The sequence below is a fragment of the Burkholderia sp. AU19243 genome (assembly GCF_018148075.1).
In the GTDB taxonomy this organism is placed as follows: domain Bacteria; phylum Pseudomonadota; class Gammaproteobacteria; order Burkholderiales; family Burkholderiaceae; genus Burkholderia; species Burkholderia latens_A.
The window spans coordinates 41319-66659 of record NZ_JAGSTV010000009.1 but is presented as its reverse complement, the minus strand read 5'-3'; the positions used below and the strand labels follow the sequence as shown (position 1 = coordinate 66659).

Sequence of the window (25341 nt, the reverse complement as noted above, 5' to 3'; positions counted from 1 at the left end):
CAAGCGCCGGCCGCGCCGCGGCAGCAGCTTTTTGATTCACCGACGAATCAGCGTCGACGCATGCGCAGCGGCCGCGTCTCGCCAGCCGTTTGCATCGGGCGGCGAATCGTCTGCTGATCGGCGCACGCATCGCTTTGCGCGACGCGGCTTCGACGCGAAATCAATCGTGAATCGTCCACGGACGAATCGCGTCCGGCAACCGCGCAGGCGGCCTGCCGCAACGCGGCTCCGGCGTCCGTCATGCGGATATCGCGTCCGCGCACTGCCCTTACGTTACAGATACGCAACATTTCGCAGCAGTCGGCCCCGGCGACGACGTCGCCACGCACTGCGGCGAAAACCTTCGCGAAAAGGCCGAAGCCGTCAGATCGATGTCGCTCCATTCATTGCGCAGATGAAATTCGCCGGGCAAAGCGATCCAACGCAATTCGTAAATTGCGTGCCCCGCGCGCGGCGGCCGACGCAGCGCACGCACCACCATTCGTCGAACCACGGGACCGGAGCGGCGCTGCGATGCGTCGAACGTTTTTCAGTCACGCGGCATGCGGCCGATACGGTGTCCGTAGCAGTTGTGAAACGTTCCGGAACGAATCGTGCGTGACGCTTGAAGCGGACCCGGCAGCACGAGCGGCTGGTTTGAATATTGCTGTATCGGAATCGGGATCTCTGTCGGTCGCGCCGCCGTATGGCAACGCGAACGATATGACGAAGACGTTGCGACCGACATAGCGAGGAACGCTCATGACGTGACGGATCAGGGTCAACGGGACGGCCGTCGTCCGACGATTGCGTGGCACGGACCGCGCGGACAAGAACGGTGCGCCCGCCCCGCCACACCGCAGCATGTCGCTCGGCCCGCATCGGCCGGTGCGATCGCACGCGGGAGCGGTGCGGGTTGCCCGCAACCATGCTTGGCGCCAGGTGCCGGGTCTTCCGGCGCAAAGAAGCTCAACGAGGATAACGATGAAGAAGATCTTGCTTGTGTTCGGGACGCGCCCGGAAGCCATCAAGATGGCGCCGCTCGTCCGCGCGCTGAAGGCGCGCAAGGATGTAGACGCCAGAGTCTGCGTGACCGCGCAGCATCGGGAAATGCTCGACCAGGTGCTCACGCTGTTCGACATCAAGCCCGAGTACGATCTGAACCTGATGCGCCAGAGCCAGACGCTCACCGACGTGACGACCGGCATTCTTCAGGCGATCGGCATCGTCTTCGACGACTTCCATCCGGACGTCGTGCTGGTGCACGGCGATACGACCACGACACTCGCCGTCAGCCTCGCAGCGTTCTACCGCTATCTGCCGGTCGGGCACGTTGAAGCCGGGCTGCGCAGCGGCGACATCTGGTCGCCGTGGCCGGAGGAACTGAACCGCCGCGTGACGGATGCGGTGTCGTCATGGCATTTCGCGCCGACCGGCCAGGCACGCGATAACCTGTTCAGCGAAGGCGTGCCGGTCGGCGCGGTCGTGATGACCGGCAACACCGTGATCGATGCGCTGCATGACGTCAAACGGATGCTCGACCACGATGCCGAGCTCCACGGCAAGGTTGCCTCGCATTTTCCGTTTCTCGAACCGTCACGCCGCGTGGTGCTGATCACGGGCCACCGGCGCGAAAGCTTCGGCGAACCGTTCCGCAATTTTTGCGTGGCGCTGTGCGCGCTCGCGAACCGCTATCCCGATGCGCAGTTCGTGTATCCGCTGCATCTGAATCCGAACGTGCGGGAACCGGCGCGCGCGCTGCTCGGCGGCGTGCCGAACATTTACCTGATCGAGCCGCAGGAATATCTGTCGTTCGTGTTCCTGATGTCGCGCGCGCATTTCATCATCACCGATTCGGGCGGCATCCAGGAGGAAGGGCCGGCGCTCGGCAAGCCCGTGCTCGTCACGCGCGAGACGACCGAGCGGCCCGAAGCGATCCAGGCCGGCACCGCGCGGCTCGTCGGCACGGATCAGGAGCGGATCCTGTGGGAAGCGTCGCGGCTGTTCGACAGCGAGAGCGCCTACGAGGAAATGTCGCGCGCGAGCAATCCGTATGGCGACGGCCATGCGAGCGAGCGGATCGTTCATGCACTGCTGCATATGCCGGGCGCGAGCGCGAATGCGTCGAGCTTCCTGATGGGCGCCGCGGCGATGCCGTTGAACGCGCTCACGCTGGGGCTGATGACCTTGCGCTCGCCCTGAAGCCCGGCGTCGGCCCGCGGACGCCTGCGCGGCGGCGCATTGTGCCGCCGCGCGTCAATCGTCCGACTTCGGCATTCGTGCATCGTCATCGATCTTGAACGCCGATACGAGACGTGTCAGCTCGGCCGCCTGCTGCTTCAGGCTCTGCGCGGCCGCCGCGCTCTGCTCGACGAGCGCCGCGTTCTGCTGCGTCATCTGGTCGAGCGACTGCACCGCGCCGCCGATCTGATCGATGCCGGCGCTCTGCTCGATGCTCGCCTCCGCGATCTCGCTCATCATCGCGCTGACGCCCTGAACCTGCGACACGACATCGCGCATGACGTTGCCGGCCTCGCTGACGAGACGCGACCCGGTGTTCACCGTGCCCGCGCTGTGCTCGATCAGCACCTTGATTTCCTTTGCCGCGTGCGCGCTGCGCTGCGCGAGATTGCGCACCTCCGACGCGACGACCGCGAACCCGCGGCCCTGCTCGCCGGCGCGCGCGGCTTCCACCGCCGCATTCAGCGCGAGAATGTTCGTCTGGAACGAAATGCTGTCGATCATCACGATGATCTCCGAGATCCGTCTCGACGCGTCGCTGATCTGCTCCATCGTGGTCACGACTTCGCCGACCACCCGTCCACCGCGCGTCGCGGTATCCGCTGCGCCGGTGATCAGCTGCGCGGCCGTCGTCGCGGTTTCGGTGTTGTTGCGCACGACCGCCGTGATTTCCTCCATCGACGACGCCGTGCGCTCCAGATTGCCGGACTGCGCTTCGGTGCGCTCGCTCAGGTCCGCATTGCCCGACGCGATCTGCGCGGAGCCGGTCGCAATCGACGCGGACGCCGCGCGGATCCGGTGCACGAGCGTCGACAGCGACGACACGAAACGGTTGAACGCATCGGACAGCTGGCCGATCTCGTCGCCGCTCTCGACCGTCATCCGGCGTGTCAGGTCGCCCTGGCCGCTGGCAATCTCCGACAGCAGCGTCGCCGCGCGCCGGATCGGCGCGGCGATCGCGCGCCCCACCAGCCAGATCACGACGAGCGCGACGCCGAGGCCGACGATTGCGGCAACCAGCGCCGCGCTGCGAATCGCGCGCGTCACCGGGCCAAGCAATTCCGCCTGCGGCACTTCGACGACCACGTACGCATTCAGCTCCGGGATGAACGACGTCGCGATGAATCGCGCGCCGTCTTCGCCGTCGACGCTCAAGTACGCATACGGCTTGCCGGCCAGCAGCGTCGACGATGCGTCGCGCGGCAGGCCCGGTGCGTCCTTCAGGAAATGCTTGCCGTCGATCAGCGACGTATCGCGATGCATCATGATCGCGCCGTCCGGCCGCACGAGATACGCGAACCCGGTGTCGCCGATCCGGTACGCGGCGATGCCCTTCGCGAGCGCATCGACGGACAAGCTCATGCTGGCGACGCCGACCGCCGCGCCGTCCAGCTCCACGCGGCTGTTGATGAACATCATGTAGCCGCCGAGCGTGACTTCGCGATCCATGTTCACGTCGTAGGCGTTGCCCGACGCGAGAAAGCTGGTCAGCCACTGATCCTTGTCGGTGACCTTGCGCTGCAGGCCGGCCTCGTTGTAGTAATTGCCGCTCTTGAGCGACGCCCACTGCACCGACGCGGCCTTCTGCTCGTCCTTCACGTTCTTCGCGAGCTGGATCCAGTTGCGCGTGCCGGCATCGGGCTCGCCGTCGGCTTCCCATTGCAGCAGGAACGCATCGCGCGCGAGGAGGCGCGACGCGGCGATCGGGCCGGCCATCTGCCGCTGCACGTCGGCGCGGATGCCGTTCACGGCAGTCGGCAGTTCCTCGCGGACAACGCGCTCGCGCACCGCGTCGCCGATCAGCCGTATGCTCAGCCCGCTCGAGATTGCAACGAACACGAGCAGGCAGCTCGTCATGCTGAAAATCAGCTTGTTCTGAATGGACAGCTTGCGCCAGAAGTGCATGGAATATCCCCGATAACCGCTCGATTCGAGCCAGCTCGGGTTATCGGCACGCGGCGCGCGAAATCGCATCGCCGCCGTCACATGGTCGACATTCGGGATTCGTTATGCCGGCGGGCCGACCACGCGTCGCGCGACGAACCGCCGCCGCGCGATGCTCATCTCAATACGCGACGAAGATGGTCACGCGCCGGTTGCGCGCGCGCGCAGCCGCATCGTCGCCAGCGACGAGCGGCTGCGTATCGGCCCGGCCGATCGCCGCGAGCCGATGCGGCGCGACGCCGCGCTCGGCCAGATAGCGCACGACGCTGCCCGCCCGCGCGGACGACAGCTCCCAGTTCGATTCGTATTTCGCGTTCGCGATCGGCACGCTGTCGGTATGCCCTTCGACGAGGATGTCGCCGCTCGCGTGCTCGCTCAGCGCGCGCGCGATCTGGCTCAGTACCGGTGCGGCGTCCGGCAACAGGTGCGCATCGCCGACGTTGAACAGCACCTTCGCGTCGATGCCGATCTCGATCCCGTGCGGTGCGCGCACGAGCGAAATGCGGCCGTTCTTCTTCAGCGCGTCGAGCGAAGCGAGCCATGCGGGCGCGCGATCCGGCATCGCGGGCGCGGCGGCCGTTGCACTGGCTGCGCCGCTCTCGTGGCGCGCGAGCGTCTGATACCGCGCATCGAGTGCGTTGTATTTCGCGAGCTGCAGCACGTACAGCGCGAGAAACAGCACCATCAGCGTCGTGATGAGGTCCGCATACGAGATCAGCCAGCGCCCCGATTGCGTGCCTTCGGCTTCATCGTCGTCGCGCGCGCGCTCAGGCGCACGCACGCGCGCCGCGTCAGTTCGAGCGGTCATGTCGAAGCTCCTCGCGCATCATGCGAGCGACTCGGCCGCACGTCCGCGCACGTCGCCGGTCAGACGCGTTTCGATCGTGTGCGGCGATTCCTTGCGCGAGATGGCGAGCAGGCCGTCCAGATACAGCTTGCGAAACCGCAGCTCGCTGTCGATCTGCGCACGCAGCTTCCCGTAGAGCGGCAGAAACACCAGGTTCGCGAACGCGAGGCCGTACAGCGTCGCGATGAACGCGACCGCGATGCCCGGCCCGAGCTGCGCCGGTTCGAGGATGTGGCTCGTCACCTGCACGAGCCCGAGCACCGAGCCGAGAATGCCGAACGTCGGCGCATAGCCGCCGGCCTGCTGCCACACGCGGGCGGCGGCGAGCCGGCTGCGCTCGTATGCATCCAGGTCGCGATGCAGCGCGTCCTCGAGCACGGCGGTCGGCACGCCGTTCGCGAGCAGCTCGAGCCCGCGCCGCGCGAACGGATGAATGCCGGTCACGTCCATCGATTCAAATGCAAGCAACCCGTCGAGCTTCGCGCGATCGCCCCATTCCAGCACGTCGGTCAGGTGCTTGCGATCGACTTCCTGCGCGCGCACGAACGCGAGCCGCAGCTGCTTCACCGCGTCGAAGAAGCGCGCCCACGTGTTCTGGATCATCACCGCGCCGAGCGTTCCGCCGAGCACGATCACGAGCGCTTCGAACTGGAACAGCATCGAAAAATGCCCGCCTTCCAGCGCGAAGCCGAACACGATCGCCGCGCCGCCGACTACCACGCCAACCAGGGTCAACAGGTCCATATGCGTCTCCGTCGTGCGTGCGTCATGCGTCGGACGAAGCCAGCGGCGCGACGGCCGCCGGCGCCTTGGCCGCGCGCACGGCGTCCAGCACGCGGCGTTCGATCTCCTCGACCTCGATCGGATCGAGCTTCAACTCGCGGCGCATCACCCACGACACCTCGTTGCGCCGCGCTTCCGTCATCACGGAGAACAGCTTGTCCGCCACCGCGCGGTCGTCGAGGCTCGCGATCAGCTTCGCGAGATCGTACGTGTCGAATGCGCTGATCACGTCGAACAGCGTGCGCTGGTCGACCCACACGATGTCCTCGAGCGAGCGCACGTCGCCGCCGGCGCGCGGGCTGCGCCGCGAGAAATACGCAACGCCCTTCTGCTCGACATAGCCGAGCACTTTCGACTTGCGGAACGCGAACACTTCGTCCGCGATCTCGCCGTGCGACAGCTTGTTGAGCAGCAGCTTCCGGTCGACGCCGATCAGCGCTTCGAGATCGACGAGTTCGATCAGCTCGAGTTCGCAGTTGATCGATACGTCGAGTTCGTGATCGGCGACCTGCTGCGCGCGATCGACCACGCGCGCGGCATCGAACGTGACGACCTGGCGCGCATCCGCCGACGCGCCATGTTCGACCGCACCGCCGGCGTGATCGGCGTGCGCGGCGCCGATCGTGACGAGATTGAGCTTTTCCATGCGGCGCAGCATCGCGAGCACGTGCGGACGCGAATGACCGGCAATCGCGCGGCAGCGGCGAATCACGTCAGCGAGCGGCACCGACGTCTCGGCCGCATGCGCCTGCATCGGCCGCCGCGACCACGCGTCGTCCGAGCCGCGCGTTTCGGCGCCCGCCATCAGCGACAGCACGTGCGCATACGACACCACGCCCGGCATGAAGTCCGCGTGCGTATAGGTCGCGAGCTGGTCGTCCTTGCGCTTCACGCGCCGGATCATCGTGCGCACGATATGACGCAGCAGCGCCGACACGTGCTCGATTTCGTCGTCGAGCGTCGCGGCCGGCACGACCGTGAGCTGGCAGAACGACAGCGCCTTCGCGGTATGCGCGCGCGGTTCGGATCCGAGCAGTGCCGCTTCGCCGAAGAATTCGCCGCGCCCGAGCGTCGCGACGACGACGCGCTTGTCGTCGCAGCGCGTGGACAACTCGACCTTGCCGTCGGCGATCAGAAAGATGACGGGCTCACCGGCGAAGCCCTCCGAGTAAATGATCTCTCCGGGCGCGGCCGTACGCGTCCACGATTGCTGACGATTCAAGTTGGTTCCCCTGCTGCGCTGGTTGTTGCGGACTGCGCGTCGCATGTCGGATGCGTGCGATCGCGAGTCGTCCCCGTGACCCGTTTACGTCATCGCGCGCAACATCCTTTAGGGAATTCGCACTCGCCAGCGTGCGCAATCGAAGCCAAACGTTTGCGGACTGATCGACCGCCGAGTGGATTCGTTTCGAACCGCGCGCCTGTCGTCAAATTGAAAGCCGGGGTAGCGGCGCAGCGGATCAGAACTCCATGTCGAGTTCGTCGATATCCTCGTGCTCCGCCTGCGCCGCGTCGATCCATTCGGCGACGAACGGATGCGCGAGTATGCGCATGCAGTAGTCGGCGATATCGGGCGGGAGTTTCACGTCGTAGGTCAGGAAGCGCGTGACGACCGGCGCGTACATCGCATCGGCGATACCGATCTGCGCGCCGAACAGCCAGGGGCCGCCGTACGCGGACAGGCATTCGCGCCAAATCGTCATGATGCGTTCGATGTCGTGCTGCGCACGCGACCAGATCCGGAAACCGGGAAAATGCGCACGCAGGTTCATCGGCAACGCGGAGCGCAATGCGCTGAAACCGGAGTGCATCTCGCCGCAGATCGACCGGCAATGCGCACGCGCATGGCGATCGTCGGGCAGCAGCCGCGCATCGGGCCGGATTTCGTTCAGGTATTCGGCAATCGCCAGCGTGTCCCACACCGTGCTGCCGTCGTGCGTCAGGCATGGCACGAGTATCGACGGCGACAGCAGCAGCAGTTCCGCGCGCGAGGTCGCATCGATCGGCACGCTGACCGTCTCGAACTCGAGCCCGCTCAGCTTCGCGAGCAGCCATCCCCGCATCGACCACGACGAATAATTGCGGCTGCTGATGGTCAATGTCGTTTGTCGGGTCGATTCCATGTCGTTCCCCTGCTGATTGCCGTTCGCGCCCCTGCACCGAAAGCGCCCGCCGCGCCGCACGCGCCGCACCACGCTCGTGCGGCGCATTCGCCGAACTGGCGCAGCGTCGCACCGCGCCGCGGCCGGATCCGCATGCACGACCCGCGCCTGCGGTGCAGCGCGCTCACGCGTACGCGCGCACGTGCCGCCTGAACCGCCGCGGATCCCGCGACGCGCAGGAAGCGCTGCAACCCGCGTGCCAGCGCGATACTGGCACACCGCTTGCCTCGCACAATGCAACGTGACGCACCGAGCGACGGACATGAACCTGCTTGCCTATCCGCTTTACCAATGGTCTGCGGAATGCCTGCGTCCCGCGCGCGCCTGGGCCGCCGCCACCCGCGCGGCGATGTCGCTGTGGCCGCCCGCCACGTCGACCCCGACGGGCCGCATGATCGACGCGCTGTGCGAACTGATCGAATGCTGCGCGTTCTCGCACCGGCGTCCGCCGTTCGGCATCGGATCGGCCGTCGTCGACGGCCACACGGTGCCCATCGTCGAGGAAGCCGCCGCGGCGTCGCCGTTCGGCACGCTGCTGCATTTCCGAAAGGCGGGATCAGTCGCACGGCAGCCGCGCGTGCTGATCGTCGCGCCGATGTCCGGACATTTCGCGACGCTGTTGCGCGGCACGGTCAGCACGATGCTGGCCGATCACGATGTCTACATCTCCGACTGGCATAACCCGCGCGACATCCCGCTGTCGGCCGGGCGCTTCGGTTTCGACGAATACGTCGAACACGTGATCGATTTCATTCGGCAGATCGGGCCGGACGCGCACGTGCTCGCGATCTGCCAGCCGACCGTCGCCGCGCTGTCGGCGGTCGCACTGATGGCCGCCGCCGGCGATCCGGCACAGCCCGCGAGCCTGACGCTGATGGCCGGGCCGATCGACTGCCGCGTGAATCCGACGAAAGTCAACGCGCTCGCGACGAGCCGGCCGATCGAGTGGTTTGCGCGCAATCTGATCAGCGTCGTGCCGCCCGGCTTCGTCGGCGCGCAGCGTCGCGTGTATCCGGGCTTCGTGCAGGTCGGCGCATTCATGTCGATGAATCCGGACCGGCATGCGGCGTCGTTTGCCGATCTGTACTTCGAGCGTGCGAAAGGCGACCCGGCGAAAGCCGACACGCTGCGCAGCTTCTATGACGAATACTTCGCGACCGCCGATCTCACCGCGGAGTTCTATCTCGAGACCGTCGAGAAGGTGTTTCAGCAATACGCGCTCGCGCGCGGCGAACTGATGGTAGGCGACCGGCTGGTCGAGCCCGCCGCGATCCACCGCACCGCGCTGCTGACGATCGAGGGCGAGAAGGACGACATCTGCGCAGTCGGCCAGACCGTGGCCGCGCAGGAGCTGTGTTCGGGGTTGCCGTCGTACCTGAAAACGCATCACGTGCAGACGGGCGCGGGCCACTACGGGGTGTTCAACGGCAGTCGCTGGGAAACGCAGATCTATCCGATCGTGCGGGCGACGATCCACGACAACGAGCCGTACGACCGGACCGCCGATCCCGCTGGCGACGCGAGCGGCGCGCACTACGTGACGCTGCGCGCGTTGCTCGATGCGCGCACGCGCGTCGACGACGCGGCGACATCCGTCGCGCAATGCGCTCAGGCGCGCTGAACGCGCGCCGTCGCGACGAGCGGCGTGGCTACCCCGGCCCTCGCGCGAACTGCCCCGCCGAGTCGGCGGCGGGGCGCGCTACCGTGCGGTGTGCGGTGTGCGGTGTGCGGGCCGCGCTGGCCCGCGCGTGCCGTCGGCGTTACGAACAGGCCTTGCCGTGCGACGCGTGATAACCCTTCGCTTTCGCATCGGCTTCCGACATGTAACTGCCGTGCTTGGTCTTGCCATAGTATTTGTCGGTCGAGCAGTGGTAGACCTTCGTGCTGTCGTTGACCCATACCTTGCCCGCGCCGCCGCCGGGCGCCGCAGCGGGTGCGCTCTTCGCGGGCGCGGCGCCGGACGCCGCGGAAGCCGAAGCAGCAACCGCAGGCGCCGCAGCCGGCGCGCTGGCCGCGACTGCGGCCGACGCGCCGTACCATGTCTTCACGCCCTTGTGACCCGCGCACGCGCCCTTCTTCGACGCACCCGAGTAGAACGAGCCGTCCTTGCACAGGCCCGTCGTGCCGGCCGGCGCGCTCGCCGGAACCTGCGCGAACGCACCGATCGACATACCCATGCCGACGGCGAGCGCGGCGATCAACATCGTCTTTTTCATGATCCTCTCCTGATTTGCCTGGATGCTCGCAGCATCCCCGACGCGGTGCCGGGCATGCGCGTCGCGGGTCAACGTACCCAGCGGCACGTACGGTGATGGTGGTGATCGAAATGGCACACGCGGTGCGAATGGGCTTCGGCAAGCGCCGGCATGAGGACGGCGCCCGCGACAGCCGCCGCGGTCAGAATCTTCGCGATGCGGGTCATGACTTTCTCCTGGGTTGATCAGCCGGTGGCCCGGCTGTTCTCCCTTAACGCCCGTCGCGCAGCTGCCGTGCACCGCACGGCGTCGAATTGACCATCTTTGACACGGTGTAACGGAACGTCACACGAATCCGGCGAGAACTCACGCGCCCGCGTCGCCCCACGGCGTCGGCGCGGGAACGTCGCACGGCCCTTCGACGTCGATCGACTTGAAATCGGCGGGCCCGACGATTTCCAGATACTCCATGTCCGGCGAGTAGTCGAACAGGTAATGGACGATGCCCGGCGCCTGGTGCACGCAGTCGCCGGCATTCACGAGTGTCTCGCGTTCGCCGTACATGAAGCGCGCCCAGCCCTTGAGCATGATCACGATGTGGAAATCCGCCTCGTGACGGTGCCAGCCGGTGCCCGCCGCCGGTGCATGATTCGCCCTGACGAGTTGCGCGACGACCCGGCCGTTCGTCGCGCCCGCGATGCCGAGATCGCGATACAGGAAGAAGTCGCGCAGGCCCTCGCCTCGATACGGCGTGTCCTGCGGCCTCACATGGGAAAACGCGGTAGGTGTCGGCGTGCTCATCGCGGCGCTCCTCGATCGAAAGAGTCGTCCGGGACAAGCATTTAGCGTTCCAGTTTCAGCAGCGCCTGCCTACTTCAGTCGCCCCGACAAAAACTGTCCGAGCCGCTCGCTCTTCGGGTTGACGAGAATCTGTTGCGGATCGCCCTCTTCCTCGATCTTTCCCTGATGCAGGAAGATCACGTGGTTCGACACGTTGCGCGCGAAACCCATCTCGTGGGTGACGACGACCATCGTGCGGCCTTCCTCGGCGAGCTGCTGCATCACCTTCAGCACTTCGCCGACGAGTTCCGGATCGAGCGCCGACGTCGGCTCGTCGAACAGCATCACCTCCGGCTCCATCGCGAGCGCACGCGCGATCGCGACGCGCTGCTGCTGCCCGCCCGACAAGTGCGACGGATACATCCCTTCGACGCGCGGCGCGAGCCCGACCTTCTCCAGATACTTGCGTGCGCGCGCAACCGCCTCGTCTTTCCCGATTCCGAGCACGGCCATCGGCGCCTCGATCACGTTCTCGAGCACGGTCATGTGCGCCCACAGATTGAAGTGCTGGAACACCATCGACAGCTTCGTGCGCATTCGCTGCAACTGCTTCTGGTCGGCCACGCGCAGCGCCCCGTTGCGGTCGCGCGTGGTCTGGATCGGCTCGGCGCCGATCGTGATCTGCCCCGAGCACGGTTGCTCGAGGAAGTTGATGCAGCGCAGGAAGGTGCTCTTGCCGGAGCCGCTCGAGCCGATGATGCTGATCACGTCGCCGGCCTTCGCCTTCATCGACACACCCTTCAACACCTCGTTGTCGCCGAACTTCTTGTGCAGGTTTTCAACGGTGAGCTTGTACATGCTTGGTCTTTCCTTGCGAATCGTGCGAATGCATTAGTGGCCGCGCGGCGACAGGTACGCGAGCCAGCGCGTCTCGAGCTTGCGGAACGCCCAGATGAGCGTGAATACGACGACGGCGTACAGCACGGCCGCGATGCCGTATGCCTGGAACGACATGTACGTCGCCGAGTTCACGTCGCGCGTGACCTTCAGGATGTCGGGCACGGTCGCGGTAAACGCGAGCGTCGTCGCATGCAGCATCAGGATCACTTCGTTGCTGTAGCTCGGCAGCGAGCGGCGCAGCGCGGACGGCAGGATGATGCGCGTGTAGAGCTTGAAGCGCGACATCCCGTATGCCATTCCGGCCTCAATCTCGCCTGCCGACGTTGCCTTGATCGCGCCCGCGAAGATCTCGGTCGCGTACGCGCACTCGTTCAGCACGAACGCGAGCAGCGTGCAGTTCATCGCGTTGCGGAAGAACGTGTCGAGCAGCACGTGGTTGTGCACGACCTGCAGGCTGTAGATGCCGGTGTAGCACATCAGCAGCTGCACGTAGAGCGGCGTGCCGCGGAACACGTACGTGTAGAGCCACACCGGGCCGGAGATCCAGCGGTTCGACGATGCGCGTGCGATCGCGAGCGGCACGGCCAGTGCGAAGCCGAGCGCGATCGACACGACCAGCAGCCACAGCGTGATCGCGAGGCCGCTGAAGCGGTAGCCGTCGGTGTACAGATAGTTCTGCCAGTACTGACTGATGAGTTCGATCACAGTGCAAGCCTCCGGACGCCGACGGAATAACGCTTCTCGAGGTGGTGCAGCACGACGTTCGACACCGTCGTGATCGCGAGGTAGATCGCGCCGGCCGCAAGCGTGAAGAAGAAGAAATCGAGCGTGCTCTTGCCGGCGTCCTGCGACGCCTTCACCACATCCGCGAGGCCGATGATCGACACGAGCGCGGTCGCCTTCACGAGCACCTGCCAGTTGTTGCCGATCCCGGGCAGCGCGAAGCGCATCATCTGCGGAAACAGGATCCGGTGAAACACGCGCCAGCCGCTCATCCCGTATGCGAAACCGGCTTCGAGCTGGCCGCGCGGCACCGCGAGGAACGCACCGCGAAACGTCTCGGTGAAGTATGCGCCGTAGATGAAGCCGAGCGTCACCACACCGGCGACGAACGGGTCGATGTCGATCTGATCCCAGCCGAGCAGGTCCGTCGCGTTGTTCAGCAGGATTTGTATCCCGTAGAACAGCAGCAGCATCAGCACGAGGTCGGGCACCGCGCGGATCAGCGTCGTATAGAACGTGCCGACCGACTTGAGCACGCGATTGGCCGACAGTTTCGCGGCCGCGCCAGCGAGGCCCAGTACGAGCGACGCGGCGAGCGACAGCACCGCGAGCTTCACGGTCTCGACCGTGCCGGCCCACAGCAGCGGGCCAAATCCTTGGAAAATCATATTAGGGATCCAGAACGATGTGGCTGGATTGTCAATAGCCATTAACCGCGCAGCAAACGAGTTCTGCGCACGACATGATGCGGCGTGCTCATCAAGCCGTGCGCATCAGGCGACGCGAGCGGCATCCGGCAACGGATGCTGTGCGCGCCGTCAGCGACGCACATCGTGGCGGCAGTCAGCCGCCGAGGACGCCGAATCGCCGAGCCCGATCGTCGATCGATCGTTGGCATGGGCACCGGCCGTGATGCAGGCGGCGATACTGAGCGCGAGTTTCTTCATGGCGTTCCTGTCATAGGCGAACTGGGCTCGGGTCCCGTCCGGCGGCGCGGCCACCCGAGCCCTGCCAACCCGGATGCCACTCATCGAGCGGCACTCGAAGTTGTACATACAACTTTGCCTTTTCAGGACCATCACCGGCAATCCGTGTTTCTCTCTAATTGTCTGATTATTTCGCGGATGCGCAGCTCACCCTTATATTTCAGGCATCTTCCCGTTATGTACTGCTGTAACGCGCCTTTCGAGGCGGAGTCCGGACAGCCGTCGACGTGCACGTATTTGTCTATACTTTTATTTTTGACGCGTGCGCTCGACAGGCCGGCCGCGATTCGCGCCCATGCGCCGGGCGAGCGGCATCGGGACGGACCGATGCCGGGATAACCCGGATCACCGCTCACGGGCGGGCCGTCGCGGCGTCGAACCCGGTACACTCCGCCCGGACACCGATACGATGGCCGCGCTGCGGCACGCGGGCCCGTCTCTTGACCAGCAATGCAATGACCACACCGATCTATCAGGAAATCAAGGATTTCATCCTCGCGCGCATTCATGCAGGCGAGTGGGCGGAAGGCGACCAGGTGCCGTCGGAGAACGAACTCGCGCGCGAATTCAACGTCGCGCGGATGACGGTCAACCGCGCGCTGCGCGAGCTTACCGCCGAGCAGGTGCTCACGCGCACGCGCGGCTCCGGCACGTATGTCGCGTCGCCGAAGTACGAATCGACACTCGTCGCGATCCGCAGCATCTCCGACGAAGTGGCCGCGCGCGGCCATGCCTATCGTGCGCAGGTGCTGGAGGTGGGCGCGGCGGTCGCCGACGCGAAGCTCGCCGACGAACTGCAGCTCGATGCAGGCAATCCGATCTTTCATTCGCGCGTGCTGCACTTCGAGAACGACACGCCCGTGCAACTCGAGGAGCGCTGGGTCAATCCGGCCTGCGCGCCCGAATACGCACTGCAGGATTTCACGACGACGACACCGAACCAGTACCTGACGCGCGTCGCGCCGCTGCAGCGCGTCGAATACCGGATCGAGGCTGCGATGCCCGACGCGGGAACGCGCCGCCATCTTGCGATGGACGAACGCGAGCCGTGCCTGCTGCTGCACCGGCGCACGTGGTCGCAGGGGATGGTCGCGTCGGTGGCGAACCTGTGGCACCCGGGCAGCCGCTACCGGTTCACCGGACATTTCTGACGCACGGGCCGCGCGCTCGGCGCGGTCAGCGCGAGCTGCCGCGCACCCAGCGCTCGAGCGCGTCGACTGCCAGCCGCACGCCGTCTTCCCGCGCGATGCGCGCACCCAGTTCGGCGGCACGCGCCCGGGTGTCCGCACGGGCTGCGAACGCGATCGCACGGCCGAGCGCGGCACTGTCCACGCGACGTCCGGCCACCGGCGCGTCCGCGACACCGAGCCGCCGAAGCCGGTCGGCCCAGAAAAACTGATCGCCCACGAACGGCACGACGACCGACGGTATCCCCGCCCGCGCGGCCGAATGCGTGGTGCCCGAGCCGCCGTGATGGATCGCCATCGCGATATGCGGAAACAACTCGTCGTGCGGCGTATCGCCGATCACGTGCACGTGCGCGGGCAGCATCGACGCATCGATTCCGCTCCAGCCCGGATAAAACAGTGCGCGCCGGCCGTCGAGCGCGCGCACCAGCGCGTCGGTCATCGCGGCCCGATCGAATCCGGCCATGCTGCCGAAACCGATATACACGGGCGGCTCGCCCGCTTCGAGAAAGGCCGACAACGCGGGCGGCGGCATCCACGCCGGCGCGTCGACGCGCCACTGACCGCATGCCAGCGCGTTCGGCGGCCAGTCGGCCGCATCGGACAGCAACGCGGGCGACACGCCGTACAACATCGGATGGCCGGTCCACACGCGCCCGCGCGGCGGCAGTCCGCACACGCTTGCGCGCGCAGCATTGGTCGCGCTGCGGAACGCCTGCCACAGCAGCGCATTCACGAACCGGTGGCTCGTGCGATTCAGCCAGCGCGGCACCCTGCCGGGCGGCAGGAACGGCGACGCGAATGCCGCGGTCGGCGTGATCGGAATCATACCGGCGCCGATCGCCGGCACGCCCCGATATTCGGCAACCGACAGACCGACGAACGACGCGAGCCCCGACACGAGGATCGCATCGCAACCGGCCGACGCGTCGGCGACCTCGCGCATCCATGCGGCCGTATTCCCGTTCGCAATCGCGACGAGCGCCTTCGACGTGTCGTTGAAACCGCCGCGCCGGTTCAGCGCGCGGGACAGCGCGCCGTTCGGCGCGATCACCGCGCGGATATCGCCGGACAACGGTGCGCACGGCACGCCGAGTGCGGTAGCGGAGCCGAGCGTCGCGGCATCGGCCAGCAACCGGACTTCATGGCCCGCGTTCATCAATGCGCGGCCGAGCGCCGCGAGCGGACGCGTGTCACCTTCGGTGCCGTAAGTGGCGATGACGAAATTCATGTGGGACTCCTCGTTCCGCGATGCATGCGGGTGGATTCTCAAAAGTGCACGTCGTATACTAATGCAATTCGTACACTTTTCGTAAGACCCGCGCCATGGAGCCACGCCTATGACGACCGACGAACCGGGCCGCCGCGCGCGCAAGCGCAGCCAGATGCTCGCGCACCTCGCCGATACCGGCGCCCGCCTGTTCGACGAACACGGTTACGACGCCGTCACGATGGAGCAGATCGCCGCGCACGCGGATGTCGCGAAGCGGACGCTGTACAACCACTTCGCGACGAAAGAGGCCGTGCTCGCGCACTGGCTGGAAGGTGAACTCGCGCGCGATCTCGCGCATCTGCAGCGCGACGTCGCGCGGCGCAAGACGTTCGCATCACGGCTCGCGTGCGTGCTCGATGCGTCGGCTGCGTGGTGCGAACAGCATCCGGCGTACCTGCTCGCGTATTTGCGGCACCGCTTCCTGAGCATCGGCGCGCAACACGCGGACGGCGGCAAGACGAACGGCGCCGACATCGCGCTCCTGTGGCAGCAACTGATCGGCGCGGGGCAGCAGGCGGGCGAACTCAATGCGGCGCTCGCAGCCGACCAGCTCGCCGCGTGGTTCCATCACCTGTATCTTGCGGCGATGCTGCGCTGGCTGACGGTGCCGGGATTGTCGCTGAAGCGGGAGTTCCGGTCGGTCGCGAAGCTGTTCATCGAAGGCGCGCAAGCGAAGGCGTGAACGACGACCGTCGGCCGGCGTAGCCCGCGCGCCGCCGGAAATGCCGCGCGATCCTCGGTGATTCGGGGTTTTTGCGACGAACGCGCGTGCGGGATGCGAAATTTCCCGCGCAGCAGTATGCTGATGTCGTACGGCTGCGCACGATGGATCGGGCAATCCGTTGGTCCGCACGTCGCCGCGCCGCCGTCGCGACCGCAATCATGCGTTGCAAGGAGGGCTTCGTGATGGCTACCACGCATCAGCACTTCCACCTCGAACTACGGCACGCGACCGCGCCGACTTACTTCATCAGCTACCTGTTTCCCGCCCTGCTGTTCGTGTACGAACTGCTGCGCGTCGGTCAGTGGATCCGCGATCACGGGATGCAATTCGCCGCGTTCAAGCAGATGGGTTACGAGTATCTGCTGATGCTGCTGTTCGTCGGCTTGCAGATCGTCGTCGAAGCGATCTTCCTGCTCGGCGCGGCGATGCGCCGCGACCATCGCGATTTCGAGCACCGCCTGCCGAACGTGGTGCTCGGCATCGGCTGCTCGATCGCGCTGCTCGCGATCGACCTCGCGATCCAGCTGGCGTTCTGAATTCCGGCGGGCCCGGCCCCGCCGATCGCATCGCGCACGGGCGTTCGCGCGCTCAGGCGGGCGCGTCGCGCAGCAAGGCCGCGACCGCGGCGAGGACGTCGTCGGTACGCTCGCGATGCGGCATGTGTCCGCATCCGTCGAGCATCAGGTACGACGACGGCCCCGCGACGCGCGCGGCGATTCGCTTCGGATGCGCGTCCGATCCGTATTCGTCCTGCGCGCCGTGAATCGCAAGCGTCGCACAGCGGACACGCGGCAGCGCGTCGTCGAGCGTCCAGCCGCGAAACGCAGGCGACAACCACGTGTCGACCCATGCGCGCAGCACCCATTCGGCCTTGTCGCCGTGATAGCGTGCGAGCCGGTCGAGCTGGCCGGGCGCGGCGAACTGCTGCGCTGCTTCGCGAATGCCGTCGCGCGTGCGATCCTCGACGAACGCCTGCGCGGCGACCGTCACCAGCGCGCGGCAGCGTTCGGGATGCGCAGCCGCACAGCAAACCGCCATGCCGCCGCCGACGCTGTGCCCGAACGCGACGAACGACTCGATGCCGCACCATTCGAGCAGCGCCGGAAATCCGTGATCGGCCTCGTCGCGCACGAACGTCGTCGCGAGTTGCCCCGGATGGCGATCGGAGCGGCCGAAGCCGAGCCGGTCGTACGCGATCACGTCGCGCCGCGTGGCCTGCGCAAGTTGCGCCGGGAAGTCGCGCCATAGTTCGACGCAGCCAAGCGAATCATGCAGCAGCACGATGGGCGCGGCCGGCATAGGCGCGGCCGCCCCAGGCGCGCGCTGCCCAAATGCGGTCGCGTGCGGCGCGCGTGCCACGCCCCAGCGTTTCGCGAAGAGACGCCCTTGCGGCGTCTCTACCCAGATCTCCTCGGTCACGATGTCGGTCATGTGTATGTCGTTTGCGTGAAGGCGATCGCGCGCGCGTGCCGCATCGAATACCGGTGATCGCGGCTCCACGGCGCGCGCCGCGCGGAGCGAGCCGCCATCCGCCGCACGCTCATTCCGGCTGCGGCGGCAGATACTCCATCTGCGCCTCGTCGTAGAGCCGGTAAATCAGCGCCTGCATCGCGCGGATGTCCCCCGATTCGTCGAGCATACGCATGCTCATGATGATCGGCGATACGAGATTCGGGTCGTCGAGCGGCTTGTAGCTGATGTCGTCGCGCTTCAGCCCGTACACGCTGTGCGGCACGACGGACACGCCCTCGCCCATCGCGACGAGGCCGAGCGCGATCTGCAGCTCGCGCGTCTCATAGATGCGCCGCGGCTGCAACGCGCGATCGTGAAACGCCGCGAGCACCTGGTCCGCATAGCTCGGCCGCGGCGCCTTCGGAAAGATGATCAGCGTGTCGTTGACGAGATCGTGCAGCGACAGCACGGGCTTCGCGCCGTCGAGCGGATGGCCGACCGGCAGCGCGACGATCATCCGCTCCTCGCGCAGCACGACGCGCCGCACGCTCGGATCCTCGTGACGGATGCGGCCGAAGCCGACGTCGATGCGCCCTTCCTTCAGCGCCTTGATCTGATCCATCGTCGACATCTCGTGCAGGCTCAGCTCGACGGCCGGATACTCGCTGCGAAAACGGCGGATGATCTTCGGCAGCATCCCGTACAGCGTCGAGCCGACGAACCCGACCGACATGCTGCGCTCGATCTTGCCGACGCGCTTCGTCATCGATTCGAGCTCGGTCGTCTGCGCGAGCAGCTGCACCGCATGCGAATAGAAGAACCGTCCCGCGTCGGTCAGCTTCAGCGGCCGCGCATTGCGCTCGAACAGCGGAACGCCGAGCGACTCCTCGAGCTGCTGGATCTGACGGCTGAGCGGCGGCTGCGCGATGTGCAGGCGCTCGGCCGCACGCGTGAAATTCCGCTCCTCGGCGACGGCGACGAAGTAGCGGAGGTGTCTCAACTCCATGTTCGAATCCTCCCGGACAGGCAACGGGCGCTCATTGGGCACCGCGCCGGCAACGCCAGCGCCGGTCGCTGCCGCCGGCTATCCTCAGCGGCTTCCTCGATCGCCTGCTTCCCGATTCCGTCACGATACCTCAGCCGGCGCCGATCCCTGCGCGAGCCGCACTGCATTCGCGGCGACGCCCGAAGCCGCGCAAAGCAAAACGGGAAGCCGCGAGGGCTTCCCGTTCGTTCGCCGGCGCCACGCCGCGGCATCGTGCCGGCCGCGCGTCACGCCTCGGTCGCGTACAGCGCGTCGCGCTGCGCGTCGCTCAGCGAATCGAGCGGCACGTCCGGCAGCCGATAGCAGATCATCGCGCCGTACAGCTCGGCCAGGCAATTGCTGCCGGCGTCGAGCGCGTAGCCGTCCTCGCCGTCCGGCGCCGGCGGATACACTTCGCGCCACGCATTGATCGCGGCTTCGATTCGCACGATGGAAACGGGTCCGGCCTTCCGCTCGGCGGGTGATGCGCTCATGAATTCCTCTGGGTTGCGCGCTCCGCCGGCCGTGCACGCGCCGCCGGAACGATGAAAACGCCGGGCGCCGCCGGCCGCCGCTCGACGCGCGCGCCGGATGCCCGATCCGCGCCGCGCTCGTCGCGCCGGCCGGGCCGTCGCCCGGTAGGGTCGGGAAATATAACCGGCTTTGACCCCGTGCAGCGGAAAACCGACAAAAAAATGGGGTTGCGCGGTATCCGCGCACACGCCGATGCGGTTCCCCCGGCACGCGGTGCGCGCGCCGCCGCCATGCGCGCCCACGCGCCCGAAAACAAACGGGAAGCCCGCGGGCTTCCCGTCTTCACTGCGTGCTCGCTCCGCGTCGCGCGGCGGCTTGCCGCGTCGGCCTCAGGCCGCCGTTTCGCGGTTCGTCACGCGCTGCGCGTGCGCACCGCGATTCGCGGCGACCCACGGCGCGATCTCCATGTCCTCGTAGCGCACGAAGCGGCTCTTGTTCAGCAGCCGGTAGCCGAGCCACACGACAACGAACAGCGGAATGCCGACGTACGTCGCCGCAACACCGGCCCAGTCGATCCGGTTCGCGAGGAACGCCTGGTAGTCCTGCCCCAGCGCGATCACGAGACACAGCACGAACGCGAACAACGGGCCGAACGGGAACCACTTCGACTGATACGGCAGCTGATCGAGCGCGTAGCCCTGCTTCACGTAGCCCTTGCGGAACCGGTAATGGCTGATCGCGATGCCGAGCCATGCGATGAAGCCGGTCATCCCCGACGTGTTCAGCAGCCACAGGTACACCGTCTTGTCGCCGTACAGCGACGTGAAGAAGCACAGCGCGCCAACCGCAGTCGTCGCATAGAGCGCATTGCGCGGCACGCCGCCGGGCGACAGCTTCGCGAACAGTTTCGGCGCGCGGCCTTCGGTCGCGAGGTTGTACAGCATCCGCGTGGACGCATACATGCCCGAGTTGCCGGCCGACAGCACGGCCGTCAGGATCACCGCGTTCATCACGCCGGCCGCGAACGCCAGCCCCGCGTGTCGGAACACGAGCGTGAACGGGCTCACGCCGATATCGGTCACGTCGCTCTTCAGCAGGTTCGGGTCGGTGTACGGAATCAGCACGCCGATCACGAAGATCGCGAGCACGTAGAACAGCAGGATCCGCCAGAACACCTGACGCACCGCGCGCGGAATCGTCGTGCGCGGGTGCTCCGATTCGCCGGCCGCAACGCCGATCAGCTCGGTGCCCTGAAACGAGAAGCCGGCGATCATCGCGACGCCCATCAGCGCCGGCAGGCCGCCCGCGAACGGCGCGTCGCCGATCGTCAGGTTGCCCCAGCCGTTGCCCGGCGCGCCTTTCAGAATGCCGAAGATCATCAAAAGCCCGACGCCGATGAACGCGACGACGGTGACCACCTTGATCAGCGCGAACCAGTATTCGGCCTCGCCAAAACCGCGCACCGTCAACGCATTGAGCAGGAACATCACGGCGAGGAACGCCGCGCTCCACCACACGCCCGGCACGTCCGGGAACCAGTAGTGCATCACGAGCTGCGCGGCGACGAGCTCGACTGCGATCGTCACCGCCCAGTTGTACCAGTAGTTCCAGCCGAGCGCGAAGCCGAAGCCTTCATCGACGAATTTTGCGCCGTAGGTCGCGAACGAGCCCGACACCGGCATGAACGCGGCCATTTCACCGAGGCTCGTCATCAGGAAGTAGACCATCAGGCCGATCAGCATGTACGCGACCATCGCGCCACCGGGGCCTGCCTGCGAGATCGACGCGCCGGACGCGACGAACAGGCCCGTGCCGATCGAGCCGCCGATCGCGATCATCGTCAGGTGGCGCGCCTTCAGCGCGCGATGAAGCTTGGGTGGGTTCGCGGACGAACCGGGTTGGTCGGAATTCGGAAGTGCGGACATAAACGAGACGAACGTTGAGCGGGCCGGCATCCGGGGCCGGCACATGCGGGAGCGGGGCGCCGTGCGCCGCCTGCGATGCATTCGATGCGGCCCCGATACGCGTTGCGCGCCGGGCGCCGGCGGCGAAGCGCGGATTCTACCTGATTCGTCATGGGGGCCGCTCGCGCCCGGATGCCCGAGCGTCGCGCGCAGGCGCCGCGGAATCAACAGCCTGGAGGTGCATTCACGTGACCGCCGGCCGCGACGCGCCGTCCGTCCTGCGAATACGCAAATGTCCGATGAATCGGTTACGAACAACGGCCGGCGCAGGTTTTAAAACGCCAATTTGTTTCGCCCACCATGAAATAATCAGACAAAATAGTGCCAGTCGAAATTGATTGAAATCAAATCGCGGCCGAGAATCGCCGTAATGATGCGTAACCGTTTCCAATGATGGTTTCCCATGCATGTTTTGCATCGCACGGCGAGATACGCGAATTCGCGAGATAATGCGGTTTAAATCGAAATAATCAGCGTGCGGAAGCGTCGAAGACGCAAAATGCCCGCCGCTCCGCCCCCGCCGAGGATGAAGTCACCCCCGTTGATCGCCGCGCTGCGCCGCCACACCGCCTTGGCCGTGGCGCGCATTCTGTCGCCCCGCGGCGTCCTCGCGGCCGGTATCGTTCTGCTGCTGTTCAGTTGGGGACTCTCCGCGTCGCTGTTGATCGAAGCGCGTCACGACGCATACGACCATGCGGTTGAAAACGCGCGCAATCTGATGCTGCTGATCGAGCGCGATATTTCCCGCAATATCGAGCTGTATGATCTGTCGCTGCAAAACGTGGTCGATGGTCTCGCCGATCCGGAATTGGCCACGCTGCCGCCGCATCAGCGGCACCGGCTGCTGTTCGACCGCGCGGCGACCGGCGCGTTTCTCGGCGCCATTTTCGTGATGGATGCACACGGCAATATCGTGATCGATTCTGCGGAGTCGCCGCCGCGGCAAGGCAATTTTGCCGACCGCGAATATTTCGCCGTCCACCGCGACGGGCTCGCAACGGGCCTCTACATCAGCCGGCCCTACCCGTCGCGGCTGCGCGGCGGCGCACTGACGATCGCGCTCAGCCGGCGCATCACGCGCGCCGACGGCACGTTCGGCGGAATCGTCGTCGGCACGCTCAGCATCGACTACTTCCGCGCGCTCCTCGACGGGCTCGCGGTCGGCCGGCACGGCAGCGCGGCGATCGTCGAGGACAACGGCACGCTCGTATCGCGGCTGCCGTACGATGCGCGCGCGGTTGGCGTCGACCTGCACGACTCGCAGCTGTTCATCGACGCGCAGCGCAGCCGCGAAGGCGCACTCGTCGGCACCGGCCCGATCGACGGCGTGCGGCGCATCTATGTTTACAAGCATCTCGCGCATCTGCCGCTGACCGTCGACGTCGCGCCCGCCGAGGTCGACGTCTATGCATCGTGGAACCATCGAGCGATCTGGACCGCCGTGCTGATGGCGCTCTTTACCGCGTTCATCGCGTGGGGCTCGCTCGCGCTGTCGCGTGAACTCAGCCGCCGGCAGATCGCCGAATCGAAGCTGTACCGGCTCGCGCACACCGATTCGCTGACCGGGCTCGACAACCGCGGCACATTCGACGCGGTGCTCGCGAACGAAGCGCAGCGCGCATCGCGCAGCGGCCGCCCGCTGTCCGTGCTGTTCGTCGACGTCGATCATTTCAAGGCATTCAACGACTATTACGGCCACCTCGCCGGCGACGACGTGCTGCGCGACGTCGCGCAAGCGGCGTCGCGCTGCCTGCGCCGCGACAGCGACCACGTCGCGCGCTACGGCGGCGAGGAATTCGTCGTCACGCTGCCCGATACCGATGCGCACGGCGCGGCGACCGTCGCCGAAGCGATCCGGCGCGCGATCGCGGGCCTCGACATCGAGCATCGCCGCAGCCCGTACGGGCACGTGACCGCGAGCATCGGCATCGCGACCGCCGCCGGCCGCGTGAATGCCGCAACGCTGCTGCGCCAGGCCGACGACGCGCTGTACCGCGCAAAGTCCGGCGGCCGCAACCGCGTGTCGGACGCCGAGCACGCGAGTGCGGCCGACGCGTGACACCGGCTCATATCGGCTGATATCGGCTGATATCGGCTGACGCCTGGCGACGCTGGCTGACGCCACGTGATGCCGCGGCGTGACGACCGGCGCCGCACCGGCGTGGACAGTCCGCGTGCGTTCGGCTAGCGTTACGTCAGCTGCGCGAGCGGCGCGGCGCCGGCCCGCGCAGGCCGCCCGCGCGTGTTCCGGCCATCCCCACTCCGTCATGACCGCCCAGCTCCCTGCCCGACTGCCTCCGTTCCTGCGCCACGCGCTCCGTCCGCTCCTCGATCCGTACCGCCGCTACCGGCACGCAAAGCTGATCCACGCGGCGCGCGTCGCGCTCGCGATCCTCGTGTCGATCGCGCTGTCCACGGGGCTGAACGTGCCGCATGGCGAGTGGTCGACGATCACCGTGCTCATCGTCGTCGGCGGGCTGCAGCACCACGGCAACATCCGCAAGAAGGCGGCCGAGCGTGCGCTCGGCACGTCGATCGGCGCGCTGGCGGGGCTTGCGCTGATCCTGCTGTATTCCTTTTTGCATGCGCCGCTCGCGATCTATCTGCTGATGGCGATCGCGTGCGGCGTGTGCGCGTATCACGCGATCGGCAAGGCCGGCTACATCGCGCTGTTGTCCGCGATCACGATGGTGATCGTCGCCGGACACGGCGACAACGAGATCGTCGACGGCCTCTGGCGCGCAGTGAACGTGCTGACCGGGATCGCGATCGCGCTGGCGTTCTCGTTCGCGCTGCCGCTCTATGCGACCTATTCGTGGCGCTACAAGCTCGCCGACGCGCTGCGCGCGTGCGCGGCCGTGCATGCGCGACTCGCCGGCGACCGCCCCGTGACCGACGACGCGCACCTGAAGGAAATGGCCGCGCTGAGCGCGCTGCTGGTGCAGTTGCGCTCGCTGATGCCGTCGGTGTCGAAGGAATGCGACATCCCGGTCGCGCACCTCGAGGCGATCCAGCGCAGCCTGCGTCTGTGCATTGGCTATCTGGAGATCCTGTCGAGCGCGGTGCCCGCCCGCGACGACCTCGCCGCCCGCGACTACATGCGCACCGCGATGAAAGCCGTGAACCGGCGCATCCGCGACACGCTGGTCGGCGCGAGCCGCGCGCTCAAGTTCGGCACGCCGAGCCGGCTCGCACCGCGCCGCCGGCCGGCCGCGGACGCACCGCACGACGTGCTGCATGGCGTGCCGCCGCTGCAGTTGTCCGGGTACGTGTCGATTACGGCCAAGCTGGCCGGTGAAGTGGATCAGTTGCGCGAGAAGCTGCTCGAAACCGCGCGCGCGTGGAATATCTGAACGTCGATCCGAACGCCGCGCGTTCCGAGGGCGGGATCGCACAATATTTCATTTTGCTTTCATATGCGGCGCCGGCGGGCGTTGACCACGGCATTCGTACTGGATGCTCTGATCCGTCCCCGGAAAAGGAGCGCGCATACCGCGCGCAGGTCTGCCGGATTCGCCGGATTTTCCGCCGGCCGTCACGCCGCTTCGCGACGGATTCTCGGGACGGTTCACGGCCCGGCGGCCCCGCCGCGACGGCCGCGGCGACGGATTGCCGCGAAAATCAGGTCTTGCCCCAACTTCCCGGACAGCCGATACTCGCATATTCCGCGAAATACGATCCCACCGGCTTCAATCCACGGTAA

General features: G+C 66.7%; 25 protein-coding genes. 8 read left to right on the top strand and 17 right to left on the bottom strand.

Features of this window, described 5'->3' with window-relative positions; genetic code table 11:
* Positions 1-963 precede the first annotated feature (963 nt).
* The gene (gene wecB, locus KDW55_RS18130) at positions 964-2181 is read left to right on the top strand and encodes a UDP-N-acetylglucosamine 2-epimerase (non-hydrolyzing) (protein ID WP_212160487.1); all 1218 of its coding nucleotides are present in this window, start codon (positions 964-966) and stop codon (positions 2179-2181) included.
* A 54-nt stretch (positions 2182-2235) separates the two neighbouring features.
* On the opposite strand, the gene KDW55_RS18125 is transcribed toward wecB, so the two are convergent.
* From KDW55_RS18125 to KDW55_RS18105, 5 genes are all read right to left on the bottom strand, one after another.
* Complete coding sequence (locus tag KDW55_RS18125) at positions 2236-4125, bottom strand: methyl-accepting chemotaxis protein (protein ID WP_212160488.1); 1890 nt, start codon at positions 4123-4125, stop codon at positions 2236-2238.
* A gap of 160 nt (positions 4126-4285) precedes the next feature.
* A complete protein-coding gene (locus KDW55_RS18120) occupies positions 4286-4972 on the bottom strand; it encodes an OmpA family protein (protein ID WP_040139248.1) in 687 nt (228 codons plus the stop codon).
* A gap of 18 nt (positions 4973-4990) precedes the next feature.
* Positions 4991-5755 carry a flagellar motor protein gene (locus tag KDW55_RS18115; protein ID WP_040139247.1) on the bottom strand — a complete coding sequence of 255 codons (765 nt, stop codon included), beginning with the start codon at positions 5753-5755 and terminating at the stop codon, positions 4991-4993.
* Between the two features lie 22 nt (positions 5756-5777).
* Positions 5778-7016, bottom strand: coding sequence for a cyclic nucleotide-binding domain-containing protein (locus KDW55_RS18110; RefSeq protein WP_040140966.1), 1239 nt, complete (start codon positions 7014-7016; stop codon positions 5778-5780).
* A 238-nt stretch (positions 7017-7254) separates the two neighbouring features.
* A complete protein-coding gene (locus tag KDW55_RS18105; protein ID WP_059545332.1) occupies positions 7255-7917 on the bottom strand; it encodes a glutathione S-transferase family protein in 663 nt (220 codons plus the stop codon).
* A gap of 301 nt (positions 7918-8218) precedes the next feature.
* Between KDW55_RS18105 and phaZ the strand changes: the two genes are divergently transcribed.
* Positions 8219-9577 carry a polyhydroxyalkanoate depolymerase gene (gene phaZ / locus KDW55_RS18100; RefSeq protein ID WP_212160490.1) on the top strand — a complete coding sequence of 453 codons (1359 nt, stop codon included), beginning with the start codon at positions 8219-8221 and terminating at the stop codon, positions 9575-9577.
* A 139-nt stretch (positions 9578-9716) separates the two neighbouring features.
* On the opposite strand, the gene KDW55_RS18095 is transcribed toward phaZ, so the two are convergent.
* From KDW55_RS18095 to KDW55_RS18065, 7 genes are all read right to left on the bottom strand, one after another.
* Complete coding sequence (locus KDW55_RS18095; RefSeq protein ID WP_212160492.1) at positions 9717-10172, bottom strand: hypothetical protein; 456 nt, start codon at positions 10170-10172, stop codon at positions 9717-9719.
* A 68-nt stretch (positions 10173-10240) separates the two neighbouring features.
* The gene (locus KDW55_RS18090) at positions 10241-10378 is read right to left on the bottom strand and encodes an HHHH-motif protein (protein ID WP_197416244.1); all 138 of its coding nucleotides are present in this window, start codon (positions 10376-10378) and stop codon (positions 10241-10243) included.
* Between the two features lie 139 nt (positions 10379-10517).
* On the bottom strand, positions 10518-10952 hold the full coding sequence (locus KDW55_RS18085; RefSeq protein WP_040139244.1) for a cupin domain-containing protein: 435 nt from the start codon (positions 10950-10952) through the stop codon (positions 10518-10520).
* Positions 10953-11021: 69 nt separating this feature from the next.
* Positions 11022-11789: an ATP-binding cassette domain-containing protein gene (locus KDW55_RS18080; RefSeq protein WP_040139243.1), complete on the bottom strand. Its 768-nt coding sequence runs from the start codon at positions 11787-11789 to the stop codon at positions 11022-11024.
* Between the two features lie 33 nt (positions 11790-11822).
* Complete coding sequence (locus tag KDW55_RS18075; protein WP_040139242.1) at positions 11823-12536, bottom strand: ABC transporter permease; 714 nt, start codon at positions 12534-12536, stop codon at positions 11823-11825.
* On the bottom strand, positions 12533-13222 hold the full coding sequence (locus KDW55_RS18070; protein WP_212160493.1) for an ABC transporter permease: 690 nt from the start codon (positions 13220-13222) through the stop codon (positions 12533-12535). Before KDW55_RS18070 ends, KDW55_RS18075 begins: the two co-directional genes overlap by 4 nt.
* A gap of 150 nt (positions 13223-13372) precedes the next feature.
* Positions 13373-13609: a hypothetical protein gene (locus KDW55_RS18065; protein WP_069242671.1), complete on the bottom strand. Its 237-nt coding sequence runs from the start codon at positions 13607-13609 to the stop codon at positions 13373-13375.
* Between the two features lie 386 nt (positions 13610-13995).
* On the opposite strand from KDW55_RS18065, the gene hutC reads away from it, so the two are divergent.
* Positions 13996-14691, top strand: a complete 696-nt coding sequence (gene hutC, locus KDW55_RS18060; RefSeq protein WP_040139240.1) for a histidine utilization repressor — start codon at positions 13996-13998, stop codon at positions 14689-14691.
* 25 nt (positions 14692-14716) lie between these two features.
* Here the strand turns inward: hutC and KDW55_RS18055 are convergent, their stop codons facing one another.
* Entirely contained in the window at positions 14717-15958 is a 1242-nt protein-coding gene (locus KDW55_RS18055; RefSeq protein ID WP_212160494.1) for a glycosyltransferase, read from the bottom strand.
* 109 nt (positions 15959-16067) lie between these two features.
* On the opposite strand from KDW55_RS18055, the gene KDW55_RS18050 reads away from it, so the two are divergent.
* Positions 16068-16682 (top strand): TetR/AcrR family transcriptional regulator, encoded by a 615-nt coding sequence (locus tag KDW55_RS18050; RefSeq protein ID WP_212160495.1) that lies wholly within the window; start codon positions 16068-16070, stop codon positions 16680-16682.
* A 224-nt stretch (positions 16683-16906) separates the two neighbouring features.
* Positions 16907-17260: a hypothetical protein gene (locus tag KDW55_RS18045; RefSeq protein WP_012365480.1), complete on the top strand. Its 354-nt coding sequence runs from the start codon at positions 16907-16909 to the stop codon at positions 17258-17260.
* 52 nt (positions 17261-17312) lie between these two features.
* Here KDW55_RS18045 and KDW55_RS18040 read toward each other — a convergent pair whose 3' ends face one another.
* From KDW55_RS18040 to KDW55_RS18025, 4 genes are all read right to left on the bottom strand, one after another.
* Positions 17313-18155: an alpha/beta hydrolase gene (locus KDW55_RS18040; protein WP_212160497.1), complete on the bottom strand. Its 843-nt coding sequence runs from the start codon at positions 18153-18155 to the stop codon at positions 17313-17315.
* A gap of 109 nt (positions 18156-18264) precedes the next feature.
* Positions 18265-19182: a LysR family transcriptional regulator gene (locus KDW55_RS18035; protein WP_040139236.1), complete on the bottom strand. Its 918-nt coding sequence runs from the start codon at positions 19180-19182 to the stop codon at positions 18265-18267.
* 266 nt (positions 19183-19448) lie between these two features.
* A complete protein-coding gene (locus tag KDW55_RS18030) occupies positions 19449-19694 on the bottom strand; it encodes a DUF3717 domain-containing protein (protein WP_006761486.1) in 246 nt (81 codons plus the stop codon).
* Between the two features lie 369 nt (positions 19695-20063).
* On the bottom strand, positions 20064-21599 hold the full coding sequence (locus KDW55_RS18025) for an amino acid permease (RefSeq protein WP_212160498.1): 1536 nt from the start codon (positions 21597-21599) through the stop codon (positions 20064-20066).
* A 565-nt stretch (positions 21600-22164) separates the two neighbouring features.
* Between KDW55_RS18025 and KDW55_RS18020 the strand changes: the two genes are divergently transcribed.
* The 3 genes from KDW55_RS18020 (at position 22165) to KDW55_RS18010 (ending at position 25341) form a co-directional block, all read left to right on the top strand.
* Positions 22165-23697, top strand: a complete 1533-nt coding sequence (locus KDW55_RS18020) for a sensor domain-containing diguanylate cyclase (protein ID WP_209822242.1) — start codon at positions 22165-22167, stop codon at positions 23695-23697.
* Between the two features lie 208 nt (positions 23698-23905).
* A complete protein-coding gene (locus tag KDW55_RS18015) occupies positions 23906-24991 on the top strand; it encodes an FUSC family protein (RefSeq protein ID WP_040139233.1) in 1086 nt (361 codons plus the stop codon).
* Positions 24979-25341 carry a hypothetical protein gene (locus KDW55_RS18010; RefSeq protein ID WP_212160600.1) on the top strand — a complete coding sequence of 121 codons (363 nt, stop codon included), beginning with the start codon at positions 24979-24981 and terminating at the stop codon, positions 25339-25341. Before KDW55_RS18015 ends, KDW55_RS18010 begins: the two co-directional genes overlap by 13 nt.